The sequence below is a fragment of the Wolbachia endosymbiont of Menacanthus eurysternus genome (assembly GCA_029715105.1).
GTDB lineage: Bacteria > Pseudomonadota > Alphaproteobacteria > Rickettsiales > Anaplasmataceae > Wolbachia.
In genome coordinates, this window is sequence record CP085695.1 from 415,246 (window position 1) to 429,513 (window position 14,268).

A 14,268-nucleotide genomic window follows, 5' to 3' on the forward strand; every position below is an offset into this window, starting at 1 on the left:
AACTTGCCCTTGTGAAATTTAATAAATACAATTAAAACCAATCAAAAATAAAGTTCATGAACTCAGGTACTACAAATAAAGAGAATTTTTTTAATTTTAAAATAAATCATGATGTAGCTGTTACAGGCTATCCAACCAAAATATGGAATGCAATAAAAAAATACTCTGTAAATAACACCCTACCTATAGTAGCTATAAATACGTGGCTTCAATTTTCCTTAACATGTATTGCTACAATTATAGCAACTAGCAACAACGTAAATTTCATTACTAATATATCACATTCAAAAAAAATGCAAGTTTATGCTTTTACTTCTGTTATTCTTGGAACTATCTTATTAACTTCTCTTGTCATAAAGCAAGCATATAGACAAAAAATAAAATATGAAACGTTAAAAAATGGTAGAAATTTAATAGATATAAAAATTAGAGGTGGAAAAAGTGATAAAATAAATGAAATCGCTGAAAATGCATCAACAATAGAAATTGTTCCAGATATCCATTTTATGGAAGAAAGAAAGAGAAAAAAATTTTCTATAATTTTTCCAATCTCTGGAAAACAAGGAGAAATATTAGAAAATAAAAGACAAGAAAATAGAAATAAAATTATTTTATTTGCTATACCTTACATAACAAATGGTTTAACTATAATTATCGCATTGACAAAGTTTGGCCTCGTCAATTCTCAAAGTTTGAAACAATGGAGTTTTGTTGTAGAAGTAGCTTTGATAATTATAATTGAAATATGTTTAACACTAAATAAATTAAAAGGCAATGAAATAGACAATGTATTTAATACAGTTAAAAAATTTAATAATATAGATATTTTATTCCCTCTTAGAGAGGGGGGAGGCATTATTTCAGTAATGGAAAATAAATTTGAAAACAATGAAGAAAATAATCCACTATCTAAATTGATAAAATTATTTGATAATCAACTCACCGAACTTATAGGAAAAATAAATATTTTATTTAATAATTTTTTAATTGATGCTAAATCATCTATTGATGAAAAGTTTTTAGAACCTATATGTGAAAAAATTCAAAAAACTTTTAGTAATTTTAAAGAAATTAAAGGAGATGTCAGAAAGGATTTAGATTTATTACATACAGAAATTTTAGAAATATTAGGTAATACCAAAGAATTAACAAAAAAAGTAAATTCACTTGACATTAAAAACACCTTCTCTAAACTAGAAGGCACTATTGAAACTATTCAAAGTAAAATTGAACAATTTGAACCAAATTGGATTATAGGAAAATTTAAGTCAACTACACCCTATAATGGTAACAGATATTCTAATGTATTAAATAAATTTGAAATTTGTACGGAAGATACAGAAGAAAGGAAAAAAAAATGGCAAAAACAATTAAAAATTGTAAACGATCAATTAATATTAAAAGATAAACAAACCCAATTAAATTATATTGATTTAGGAATTAAAAAATTGGATTATACTGATAATTTATTAAAATTGGAAGATAGAGTAAAAGAACTGAACAATACAGTTAAAAAACTAGAACTGGAAACCAAACAAAATGAACTAAAGCAGAAAAGAGAAAAATTAGAGAAAAAAAAATCTGAATTGGAAAAATTGAATGAACGAAAAGAAAAAATTAATGGCAAACCAAGCGAGTTCTTATATTATATATTGGAATCTGTCAAACTTAAAGAAAAAAACGATAAAGAAAAAAGTAATAAAGTTAAGATGACATTACGAAATTTTAATAATGAAATAATAATTCACTGGAAAGACGGTTCTCAAACAATCTGTAATACTAAAAAACAAGGTAACTTTTCTGCTACATGGGTTGATTTTATAGATCAGAATATTCAATCTGCATTCGAAACAACAGCAGCATACGTAAAATAAGCTTAACTGATCGTTATAAAATCTAATATGACAATAGAAATAAAATTTAATATTTACTTTTATTACAAAGGCACTTTTTGATTCAATAAAATTAAAACAAAATTTTGACAACCTCTAAATTCTTATGCTTTAACTGCAAAATAACACTAAATATTACAGTGTTAAAATTAAAAATTTTAATAATTTAATTAATAGGATTAAAAGATTTGACTTTGATTATTTATTTTGTGTAAATAGGTCCACAACCACAGTCGTATTGTATTACTCCTCATTTAATAAATTTTTAATAATTTATACTAAAAAATAAATTGCAGTGTTAGATTTTCTATCCAAATAACTATACATTCCACTTTCTTATCTGGATAGATTTTTTTTACCAAAGCTTTATAAATCAACATTTGCTTTTTTATTTCATTTAATACTGAAGTAGAAACACTACGATGTGATTTATAATCAATTATAATTACCTTATTTTTCGTTATACATAATCTATCTAACTGTACTAATATCGATTTTCCATTAATTACTCCACTTAATATAATTTCTGACCTACCTTTTAAGCTAAAGAGATAATCATATCTCTCACTAAAAGCCGATATTTTATTATAAATTTCTCTTTTATCTTCTTTAGTATTTAAATCATCAAGATATCCTTTTATCCAACTTTTTCTTCTATTCCTTTCTATTTTAGGCATGTAACGCAATATATCATGAATTATCCGTCCCCTCTCATAATAATTACTATTACTCGTTATTCTTTCTTCTGTAGCATTAAAATCTATGTTTCTCTTCTCATTAGATCCAAATACTAAACACTGATTGAGAGGAGTATTGAATTCCGAATTTTGAGAAGATAAAATTATCGAATCACTAAGAGAACAATCACGTTTTTTATAAACATATAAATAATTCATATTTGTACATAGCACTTCAATTTCTTTTTTAAATATTGGATATAAATCCACTTTCTTTTTTTTATATGGTTCTCCATACTTAATGATTAAGTCATACCAAGAACCTTTTTGCACTGGATCTTTACTTAAAATATATAATTCATCTTCTGCTCGAGTTAATGCTACATACAATAAGCGCAAATATTCATTATAATCCTCTAATTTTGCATCTTTCTTTATCTTTTTGCAATAAGCATTATCATTCTTTTCATACCAAAATGGTGCCATCATTGTATCAAAAATAATACTACCACCAGTATTTTTTGGAACTGTATTTGTATCAACCAAAAATACTATAGGAGCTTGTAAGCCTTTCGATTTATGAACTGTCATTATCCGTATAGCATTGTCACCTCTTGATTGCATGTCTATTTTAATTTCAGGATTATTTTCTTTAATCCACTGAATAAATGCTTGAAGAGATAAATTTTCAAATTGAAGTACAAGATTCATAAATTCATCTAAAATTTCAAAACATTCAAGACCTAACCTTGTAGCAAATTTTTTTTTACCAGTATGCAGCACTTGTGCAAATAGTGAGACGAAAGAATTTATATGAGATAAATTAATAAGATCATTTAGTTCATTAAAAACAGCATTGTTATACTTTTCAAGTCTTTCCCACAAAGAATGTTTTTCACGATTATATGCAATATTAAATAAGTCATCATCAGTAAAATTAAACAGTGGAGATTTTAAAACATTTGCAAGGGCAAAATCGTTTGTTGGTAAAAGTAAAAATTCAGCTAAAGCCACTAGATCCTGTACTACTATATAGTCCATAATCCTATGATAGTTCTGTCCTATAATCGATATATTAGCTTTTTTAAATTCATTTACTATACAATTGACCAACATATTTCTTTGTCTTACTAAAATCATGATGTCTCTTGGTTCTATATGGCGGTTTTTAGAAGATAAAATTCGCCCTTCGCTCAACCAATTAAAAATTTTACGTGCTATTGCTTGAGATAACAATTGCTCTGCTGTTGTTATATAGTTTTCTTCCTTTACTAAATGAATTTGTAAAGCTTGTAGCTTTTTTTCTTTGTACCTTGGTATTGGCGGCCAAATTTCAAGATATCCTTGATCATTTTTTCTATGTGGAATATGCTTTATTTCGTTGTTAGTAAAAGTTATCTCTTTACGAAAATTATTAAATAATTTGTCTACAAATGCCAAAATGTGTGGAGCAGAGCGAAACGATTTTTCAAGCTGACATAATATCCAATCTCTACTACCGATTTTTGTATATAAATATCGTTGCATTCGATTAAATAAATGTGGGTTTGCTCCTTGAAATCTATAAATAGATTGCTTTATATCACCAACAACAAATAGAGTTCTCTTATCCTTATTATCAGTAAAAAATTTATCGCAAAGACTCGTTATTATTTCCCATTGATCAATACTATTATCTTGTGCCTCATCAATAAGGATATGATTTATTTCTTGATCTGATTCAGATATCCAATTTTTATATTCCGAGTTATTTATAAGATTTTTTGCTAAACGAATTATATCATCGTAATCAAGCAATGCTTTCTTTGATTTTTCATCATTATATAAATTAATATATATTTTAAATATTTTTAGCAAACTACTAGTTCTTCTAAATATCTGATAAGAATTTATGTTTCTTATATAAGAGAGCGCCTTATTTTGGATATTTTCTATAATTCGTACTGAATCTTTAAATCTTTTTAAGGTTCCTTTTGTTATAATAGATGATATATTTTTTTTTTCATTTAATCTTGATTTTAAAAAAAATTCCATTATATTCTTCGTATTAACATCAATTTCATCCAAATAACTAACATCAGAATCATTTTGACTTTCACTTTCACATACTTGAATGTTAAGTAGATTACACAAATTAGTAAGCATTGCACTATAATCTTGATCCCTTTTACCACCTTTACTTAAAATCTCAGCTAATTTTTTTACATAAATAACTATTTCATTTTCCAAATTAGAAATTTTATTTGAAACATTCAGCCTATTTTTAATATATTCTAAGTCATCTGTTAAAAACAATCTTTTCGTATATAAAATATAAAGCAAATCACGTAGTCTATTTTCATCAATTCTAGCTGCAATAAAATTAATATCATCTTGTATGATTTTATTATGAAGCATTTTATCAAATACAATGGAATGTAATTCCTTACACTCGCTAAGTGAGTAATTTGGAGAAATGCCCGCCTCTATAGGAAATTTAGAAATTAATTTATGACAAAAAGAATGTATAGTCTGAACAGTTAGACCAAGACTTTCTAAATTAAAAAAAAGTTTTCTTGCTTTAATTTCATTTTTTCTAGATTGAAATGATAAACCATGAGTATCAGAAGAAGATATATTGGGTGACGACCCCAAGGAAAAGTCCAATTCCCTTAAATCAGTTATCAATATATTTTCTGAACATGTCATCCACTTTTTAAGTGTATTATAGATACGATCTTCTATTTCTTTTGCCGCAGCATCGGTAAATGTTAAACAAAGAATATTCTTTTTATTTTCTAGTAATAACTTTAATACTCTATCTATTAGAATCTTTGTTTTACCGGTACCGGCGGATGCACTTACCCATACAGAAAAACTAGGATTAATTGCTTTTAATCTTATCAAAAGTAAAACTCTATAAAAGTTGACTAAAGTAACATTACAAAATATACTTCATAAAGTAATATTAGTGAAGATTTTACATATGAAAAGTTTTTGTGTAAGGGCTCCCGCAAAAATTAATCTTTTTTTGCATATTATAGGAAAAGAAAAAATAGGTTATCATCTGATTGAAGGTTTATTCGTTTTTGCTAATCTTTCTAATTACTTAGAAATAAAAGTAGGTGAAAAAGATTTCAGATATGATAAATCATCTATAGTTGAATTTGTGAATTCTGAACTTAAAATAAGCAATAAATATAACACCGTCATAAAAGCAATCAATCTATTACTTAGACATGCTCCTGCACGAACTAAAGTCATTGTAAAAGTTATAAAAAACATACCAATAGCTGCTGGTTTAGGTAGCGGTTCTTCTGATGCTGGAGCCGTAATACGTACATTAGGAAAATTATGGAAGATTGATAGATCAATTTTAAATGAAATAGCTTTAAATGTTGGAGTTGATGTCCCTGCAAGTATAGATAATAAACCAGTTTTAGTAAAAGGTATCGGTGAAGAATTATGTTCCGTACAGAAATTATCTTTACCAACCAACATAGTACTTATTAAACCCAAGAAAAAATTTTTGAGCACACCAGAAGTATTTTCTAAATATAATAAAGATTTCTCAAAACCAATTGAATGGAATAACGATTATAATAAAAAAGATTTATTAAATTTTCTCAAAGAGGCAAAAAACGATCTCCAAGAAATAGCGATGAACCTAGTACCAGAAATCGAAAATATAATATCAGCACTAAAATTACAAGGTTCTATATTATCTCGTATGTCAGGAAGCGGTGTAGCATGCTTTGGAATATTTAATAGTGAGAAAAGTGCAGAAATTGCTGCAAGAAATATTAAAGGAATACAACCAGAATGGTGGGTACATAATACCCAATTAATAATTTAATTATTAAACACAGATTCCTCCAGTTATTAGTAAAAATTTTATGGAATTTAATTAAAACAAAATTCTTATAAAAAGAAAAAAGCTTTCCATGATTTTAATGGAATATTCAATCTTTTATTGATAAAATTCTACTTCTAGAAACCAATGTACAATTATATACGAAAAGAATTTTGCCGCTTTTATTTTAAAATAATAAAATAATAAGTATAAAATAGCATGCTTGAGATCTTTTCACAGTACTTTTTTGTCAACAGTCTGATTACAATAGTAATAATTGGTCTTGTAACTGGTGCACTTGGTTCGTTCATGATATGGCAAAAATTATCATATCTTGGTGATAGTTTATCTCATTCTTCTTTATTGGGCATCGCACTCGCTTTAATTTTTAAAACTACTCCCTCAATTACTATAATATTTATAGCAATTATTTTCGCAATGTTGCTTTCTCTTAACTATAATAAATTATATTCCATCGATGTAATATTAAATATTATTACTAATGTAATTTTATCATTAAGTTTAATATTAATGTCTTTTCTTCCGTCAGGAAACAATATTATTAACTCATTATTTGGTGATGTATTAACTCTAAAATATAATGATATAATATTAATTTTTTTAATTTCAGCGGTAGTTATTTTAATATTAATATTTAGGTGGCGCCATTGGTTAATAATCTCAATTAACCAAGATTTAGCAATAGTTGAAAAAATTAACGTGAATTTAGTTAGGTTAGAATTTTTAATTACTCTTGCTATATTTATAGCAATTTCCTCCCAATTAATAGGAATATTACTCATTGCTGCATTTTTATTAATACCTTCTGCATCTGCAAGACTTATTTCAAAAACTCCAACACAAATGATTATAATTTCCACAATTTTTTCTGTAATTTCCGGAATATCAGGTCTTATATTATCTGCAAGTTTAGATTTATTAGCAGGTCCTGCAATCATACTCATAGCAGCAATATATTTAATTATAACTTTTTTTACTAAACTGATATTAAATAAATTATCAATTTAAATTCCTAATAAAACTCTTTATCCCTATCTTAGAAATTAAATTAATGTGTTGATATAAACCAAAAAATAAAAATTTCATAACAAATAATAAATAAAATCTCTATAGGGGGGAGATCCCCTTGTCCTAGATAAGATATATGGAAATATATATATAAAATAATGAAATTGGATGCCTAATAACAATTTTACTAAATTATCAAATACAATTCATATAATATATTGGTATATTTATTTATTTATACAAAGTAAAATATATGAGAATTACACAATCTAAAATTCAAAAATTCCTAGAAAGACCCAATTTATTGAAAGGTGTATTAATTTATGGAAATGATAATAGTAAAATTGATTTCTTTATACAAAAGATAACATCTGTTTTATATGAATATTCAATTCAAATAGTAGATTTCGTAACAATAAATAAATCACCAGACTTATTATTCTCTGAATTAGAAAACATTTCAATGTTTTATAATAAAAAATTAATTAAACTAATAAACGTAAGCGGAAGTATATCTAAAGAATTTAAATACTTATTAAATCATATTATGAATGATAATAATTACTTGATAATGATAGCAAACAATTTACCATATAAGTCTACAATTAGAAGCTATATAGAAAATTTAAAAAGTTTTGGTACAATAGCTTGCTATAAAGATAGCAGTAATGATGATCTTTATCATATTTTATCTAATTATTTAGAGCAAAATAAAATAAAATGTACAAATGAAATAATTTATCATTTACAATCTTATTTCAATCATAGTAAATTATCCATGTATTCAGAACTTAAAAAATTGGTTTTGTACCTAGGGAAAAGGAAAAACCTTAAATCTTCTGACATAGAACTGTGTTTTCCACATATCCCCTAGCGATAATTATGTTACAACTGATAACCTTTGTTCTGCTTTAATAAATAAGGATATGGTAAATTTTATAAAAATTTCCGACATATTAATATCACAAGAAAATTTTTCTCCAATAGCATTAATTCGAGTTATGTCAAATTATTTTTTATGTCTTGAAAAAATCTTACTGCTAATACAAAGTGGAATAAGCGAACATATCGCAATCAGCCAATTAGACACTCCATTACTTTTTAAGCAACTACAAAATTTTAAACTTCACTTAAAAACTTTTCAGCTTTCAAAGCTTAAGAAAATTCTGAGAACTTTAATAAAGTTAGAAATTTTCTGTAAAAAAAATAATTTAGATCATAAGTTAATTTTTCAGCATATATTATTATTACAAATAATAGATATTTAATATTCCGAATACATGTCGTATATCTTCACTAAACTATAAAATCATATCCCAATCAAAAATGTTGTTTATATCTACTTAATAAGTATAATTTATTTATATAAAACTATATTAGTATTAGTTGATGTGTAAAAAAAATAATATAAAAGTAAAAATAAAAAAATTGCCACATGGAAATGATTTACCCCTTCCGTATTATGCAACTACAGAAAGCGCTGGTATGGATCTTTATGCAGCTTTAAATAATTTTGCTATTTTAAATCCTCTTGAAAGATTAATCATCCCAACTGGTATCATAATTGCAATACCAAATGGTTTTGAGGGACAAATTCGCCCGCGTTCTGGACTATCTATCAAATATGGAATAACCGTATTAAATTCTCCTGGTACTATAGATTCCGATTATAGAGGTGAAATAAAAATTTGCTTGATTAATTTAGGCGATCAATCATATGAAATAAAAAGAGGGGATAGAATTGCACAAATTATTATCAACCCTGTATTCCAAATAATTTGGGACGATAAAGCCTACATAGAGAAAACTGAAACTAATCGAGATATAAAAGGTTTTGGGTCAAGCGGAAGATAATAAACAGCAAGCACAGAAAGTTCATTTATAAAAGTGAGTTATTTTAAATTAAAAAATCCTTGACTAAAAAAAAATTTACCTATAGTTTAGCTATATTAACAATTTATTCAGAGAGGTGGTTATGCCAATTTTCAAGGATCATCGTGGTCAATTCCACAAAATGAACACTGCACTTGCTACACTTACCGCCACTTATGCTGTAATTGCAGCGGTAGCGTTCTCGTCACCGCATTGGGCTTCTTCGTATCCAATCCTAGCCCCACTTGTGGCTTTCACAGCTACATCGCTTGGAATGTTCATGTTGGCTACTTCTGTTGTTATACTAACTGGTTTAGCACTATACGCTATTAGTAAGAATAACGAAGTGTCTGAGTTAAAAACTCCTAAACTTATTAATTATGATGGTCAAACAATGTTACTCTTAACAAGAGATGTATTTGAGGACATAAAAGAAAATAACAAAAATAACTACAATGAATTTATAGAAAATCAGTATTGCATAGATCATCTTAACTTGAATAATAAAGATTATCGTATTACTATCGATAATAAATTTAATGAAGAAGGTAACACTTTGCTTTTCAAAGTACTCCAATCAGAAATAAAAAATAGTAAAAATGAATCTTTTCTAAAAGAGAAGAAATCATTAGAAGAATTAAATTCAAGCGAGAAGAGTACTGAAAAAATCAACACTTGTTTGGACGGACTTTCTTCTATTGCGCCTGTTCAACAAGAGCAAAGAAAAGTATTAGGCCTCCTCTAAATAACTTCTAAATGAAAAAGAGAGGTGGAGCTAAGTTAGTCCACCCTCTTTTAAAAAGTTTATCATGACTTTTTAATCGCTTTAAACAAAAATGGAAGTATCTAGAAAATAATATAAGAAAGAAATTGGTGTCATTTTAAGATGAAATTTGTGAGAAATGTTCCCAAACTAGCTATTTAAGAGGCGCAAATACCACATAAGTTTGTTAAAAAAATGAAATCAAAAAAAATATAAGCTGTGTTTTAAATATCAAGAACGAAGTTACTTTCATAGTATTGAATATCAATATTCTCTTCAAGATTCGTAATTAACAAAGATAATTTATCAATCAATTTTCTATCACTGATTTTAATCAATTCTTTAGCCCTCCATGAAAGACGGGCAAATTCTGGATTACCAAATCTTATATAAAAAGCATCACGCACTTTACCAAAATCTTTTACATCACAAATTATAATATACAATCCTTCTTTGCATTCAATATCTAATATTTCTAATTCAATTCCATAATTGAACAAATCTTCAAGATTTACAACCTTTGTTTTATAAGCAATCATTCCTACATGATTAAAAAGATAATTAACACTCCCCATTTCTCCAAAATCTCCACCGTTTCGAAAGAATATATAACGCATCTCAGAAGCAGTTCTATTTCGATTATTTGTTATAGCATGAATAATAAATGCAGTATTAGAAGGTCCCCTACCTTCATATTGTACTTCTTCGTAATCTTCTTCTCCAATATTAGCAAACACGTTTTTTATTGCTGTCTCTATTTTACTTTTTGGTAAATTCCATTTACGTGCAGTAAATATAGCAGAACGAAGACGTGGGTTAAATTCAGGATAAGCAGACTTACCTTGCTTTACAGCAACTGTTATTTCTCTAATAAATTTTGTAAATTTTTGAGAACGCTTTATATCTTGAGCGTCTTTTCGATACTTTATATTTGAAAATTGTGAATGACCAGCCATACATATATTTATCAATTCATGTAAATTTTTTAAACTAAATATTATTAATATAACGAATTCTTAGAAAACCCCTTACTATTTTTTAATGCATCATGAAATACCACTTCACCAACAAACTTCATATTAAAAGTTAAAATTTCCTACTATTTAGAATATAGAGTTTCATACTGCTGAGCTTCAAAATCAAGACCAAGAGCTAAATAGGCTTTTATCAAATACCTAATAGATTTAGAAAAATATTTAGAATTTTTATTGTTTATTACATTTTGAAAACGCTTAATTGCTGCTAAATATTTACCACCTTTCAAATAAAATTTACCAATAAAATATTCTTTTGCTAGTACATGTTCTGTAACTATTCTTGCTCTTTCTTTTATTTCGTTTATATATTCGCTCTGCGGAAAAAGATCAATATATTCACCAGCTAATTCTAAAGTCCTATATGCTTTTTGTTGTCCAAACTGTAATTTATCAATTTGCATATAATAAGACATTATTCTTAAATAATATGCATACGATAAATCTTCTTCATTACTGTCTGAACAGAGTTCTATGTAATCATCCATATCACTTATAACGCTATCATAATTACCTATATTATAATTAGAAATACCAGATAATAATTTTGCTTTTATTGCCCAATAAGAAAAAGGATATAAATCCTCAACTTTTTGAAACATTATAATGGATTGTTTGTATTTTTTTTGATTAAAAATCTTAATAGCTTTTTCATACAACTCAATTTCACTTTTTTCAAAACTAATGCTAGTACTCGCATATAATTGCATAAAATTGCAAATTATAAAAACAAAATATACAATTAAAGCTTTATACATGAAATCCTCTTGTTTAAATTAAAAATCCCTCTAAGCTCAAAATATAATATCTCTTTCATTTAATAGGCATCTTTATAATAGTCATATTATCTCTTATATAATTTAATATTAGGAAAAACTAACTTCATCATTATTTAAAATAAACGTATTAAAATTGCCAAACAAAAACATTCTTTCATAACATGACGATATATTTACTCAATTAATTTTAATTATTTTTAAATTCACTTTAAACAAAATCAGAAAAATTATTTAAAATAAAAAGAGATAATAGAAATATATTTTTAAATACCTCGATGTTAAAAACATTCTAATTTAGAAACCTTTAATATATATAAAATATAACTAAAAATAACATAATATATAATTTAAATTATAATTTAATTTATTTTAAAATATATTCTTTACAAGAAGAGTAAGGATATGTCTGTTTTGAGACCTATTTTCTATTTTAACAAAAAATAGAAATATGTTTATACACCTAACCCTCTCTCTCCTCAACATACATTTGATATCAAGTAAAATTAAACAGTCTATAAAACTTATTTAAAATTTTTAAAATTTATGAACTCTAAAATAAGAAAGTAGAAATTAAACTCTTCCCTAATTTTATTAAACACGTCCACAGAAACATTAATTATTAATAACGTATAATATTTATTGATTATCAGAAATTCTTCTCCATAGAAATTTTCTATGCTAGAAACTCAATTATTTTAAAATTCTAAAAGTTAATATAGGGGCAGAAATAAATATTGCAGAACAAGTACCAATTGCTATACCAAAAAAAATGATTAAACTAAAATTTTTAACCGTACCAGTACAAATCAATACTAAAGGAAGAGTAGCAAGCAAGGTAGTACCAGAAGTTAAAACAGTACGAAATAATGTAGCATTAATGCTTATATCTATTACTTCATTCATACATCTATTCTTACCATTTCTTTGAAATTCTCGAATTCTATCATATATAACTATTGAATTATTAATTGAATATCCAATTATAGTAAAAAGAGCCATAACCGACGAAATATTAAATTCAATTCCAGTTAAACTAATAAAACCAACAGTTAAAACTATATCATGAAATAATGCTACTATTCCGCCAAATCCGCATCGCCAATTAAATCTTAGCCAAATATAAAAAAATATTCCAATAACGGCAATCAATATAGATATTATTCCCTCGAATACTTGAGTTGGTCCTATTTGTGGACCAATATAGTCCATTTTTCGATAATTTATTGAAGTACCTAATTTTTCTTCTAATATCTTTTTTATCTTTTTAATTTCGTCCTTATCTCCATTTTCTTTGAAGCGTATAATTAAATTATCACCTATTTTTTTAAAATCTTGTATTAACCCATTCACTCTGAATTCAGGAATAATATAATTCTCTTTATCTAAAAACTTTATTTCTACCAAAATCCCACCAGTAAAATCTATACCTAAATTTACTTTCCATATAGCAATAAATAATATAGAAAACATTACTAGAATAGTACTAATAAACGCAATCCACTTCTTATATTTGCTAAATTTAATATTCAGATTATCTAAAATTACTATATTAGTAGTATTCATAGGCAACAATCTATATTACTCCCTAAAGTTACCCATTTTAAAAATTTATTAGGAAAATATGAAAATCCATGAAAAATTTCACCAACACGTAAAACTATATTTTAACTAAAAATCGGAAATAATCTCATATTACGTTAAATAAAAGCTTCAGTAAATAACATTTACATTAATCGTAAAATCAAAATAAAATCACTTAAATTTTAGTTAAAAGTCCTTCTATAAAAAAACTTTTGCACATAACTTATATAAAAACGTATTAGCCCCACCTCATAAACTAATTTTTAATATCCTTTAATAAAAAACTTATCTTCTCCCATTATAATAATGGGTAGGTCTTCTCTCCCTAGAGAAAAACTGTTTAATACGAATTATATATCAAAAACAATAGCACAATTTCTCTTAAAAATTTTATATCAAAGAATAAATATTTTATATTCATCTATATTAATATACAAAGTGTTTGGTAAAATTCTATAGATTTTTACATCTTTTATCCACCCGTTCATGGAATATATACTATTAACAAGTTTTGAAAGAGATATATATACAATAGGTTGCGTTCTATCTATTAGACTCAAAATATCATTTTCATTTGTAAATTTATTGCCAGTTATGACTATTTTATCAATTGAAAATCCACTATCAAGCAATAAATCTGATATATATATCCTACACCGAGTAACACAATAATCAATTTTATTGAACGAATTATGGAATGTTATCAATATAATAATGAACATCATTATAATGATTAAAGTACATTTACACAAAAAACTTTTTCGACTTCTAACAAAATAATATTCATTTCTTGCATCCTTAGGAGCTCT

12 protein-coding genes are annotated in these 14,268 nt (G+C 25.9%); 7 read left to right on the forward strand and 5 right to left on the reverse strand.

Annotated features, from left to right (window positions below; all coding sequences use genetic code 11):
• Positions 1-56: 56 nt before the first annotated feature.
• Entirely contained in the window at positions 57-1,874 is a 1,818-nt protein-coding gene (locus LJI21_01660; protein ID WFW29484.1) for a hypothetical protein, read from the forward strand.
• Between the two features lie 296 nt (positions 1,875-2,170).
• Here LJI21_01660 and LJI21_01665 read toward each other — a convergent pair whose 3' ends face one another.
• Positions 2,171-5,452 (reverse strand): UvrD-helicase domain-containing protein, encoded by a 3,282-nt coding sequence (locus LJI21_01665; protein ID WFW29960.1) that lies wholly within the window; start codon positions 5,450-5,452, stop codon positions 2,171-2,173.
• An 82-nt stretch (positions 5,453-5,534) separates the two neighbouring features.
• Between LJI21_01665 and LJI21_01670 the strand changes: the two genes are divergently transcribed.
• The 6 genes from LJI21_01670 (at position 5,535) to LJI21_01695 (ending at position 10,047) form a co-directional block, all read left to right on the forward strand.
• Positions 5,535-6,404: a 4-(cytidine 5'-diphospho)-2-C-methyl-D-erythritol kinase gene (locus tag LJI21_01670; protein WFW29485.1), complete on the forward strand. Its 870-nt coding sequence runs from the start codon at positions 5,535-5,537 to the stop codon at positions 6,402-6,404.
• A 216-nt stretch (positions 6,405-6,620) separates the two neighbouring features.
• On the forward strand, positions 6,621-7,430 hold the full coding sequence (locus LJI21_01675; GenBank protein ID WFW29486.1) for a metal ABC transporter permease: 810 nt from the start codon (positions 6,621-6,623) through the stop codon (positions 7,428-7,430).
• Positions 7,431-7,683: 253 nt separating this feature from the next.
• A complete protein-coding gene (locus LJI21_01680; GenBank protein WFW29487.1) occupies positions 7,684-8,304 on the forward strand; it encodes a hypothetical protein in 621 nt (206 codons plus the stop codon).
• Between the two features lie 52 nt (positions 8,305-8,356).
• Positions 8,357-8,698, forward strand: coding sequence for a hypothetical protein (locus LJI21_01685; protein WFW29488.1), 342 nt, complete (start codon positions 8,357-8,359; stop codon positions 8,696-8,698).
• A 121-nt stretch (positions 8,699-8,819) separates the two neighbouring features.
• Entirely contained in the window at positions 8,820-9,284 is a 465-nt protein-coding gene (gene dut, locus LJI21_01690; protein WFW29489.1) for a dUTP diphosphatase, read from the forward strand.
• 121 nt (positions 9,285-9,405) lie between these two features.
• The gene (locus LJI21_01695) at positions 9,406-10,047 is read left to right on the forward strand and encodes a hypothetical protein (GenBank protein WFW29490.1); all 642 of its coding nucleotides are present in this window, start codon (positions 9,406-9,408) and stop codon (positions 10,045-10,047) included.
• A gap of 242 nt (positions 10,048-10,289) precedes the next feature.
• Here the strand turns inward: LJI21_01695 and LJI21_01700 are convergent, their stop codons facing one another.
• The 4 genes from LJI21_01700 to LJI21_01715 form a co-directional block, all read right to left on the reverse strand.
• The gene (locus LJI21_01700; protein ID WFW29491.1) at positions 10,290-11,021 is read right to left on the reverse strand and encodes a YebC/PmpR family DNA-binding transcriptional regulator; all 732 of its coding nucleotides are present in this window, start codon (positions 11,019-11,021) and stop codon (positions 10,290-10,292) included.
• A 143-nt stretch (positions 11,022-11,164) separates the two neighbouring features.
• Positions 11,165-11,857: an outer membrane protein assembly factor BamD gene (gene bamD / locus LJI21_01705; GenBank protein WFW29492.1), complete on the reverse strand. Its 693-nt coding sequence runs from the start codon at positions 11,855-11,857 to the stop codon at positions 11,165-11,167.
• Positions 11,858-12,568: 711 nt separating this feature from the next.
• Entirely contained in the window at positions 12,569-13,441 is an 873-nt protein-coding gene (gene secF / locus LJI21_01710; GenBank protein WFW29493.1) for a protein translocase subunit SecF, read from the reverse strand.
• A 413-nt stretch (positions 13,442-13,854) separates the two neighbouring features.
• Entirely contained in the window at positions 13,855-14,181 is a 327-nt protein-coding gene (locus LJI21_01715; GenBank protein WFW29494.1) for an FtsQ-type POTRA domain-containing protein, read from the reverse strand.
• Positions 14,182-14,268 lie beyond the last annotated feature (87 nt).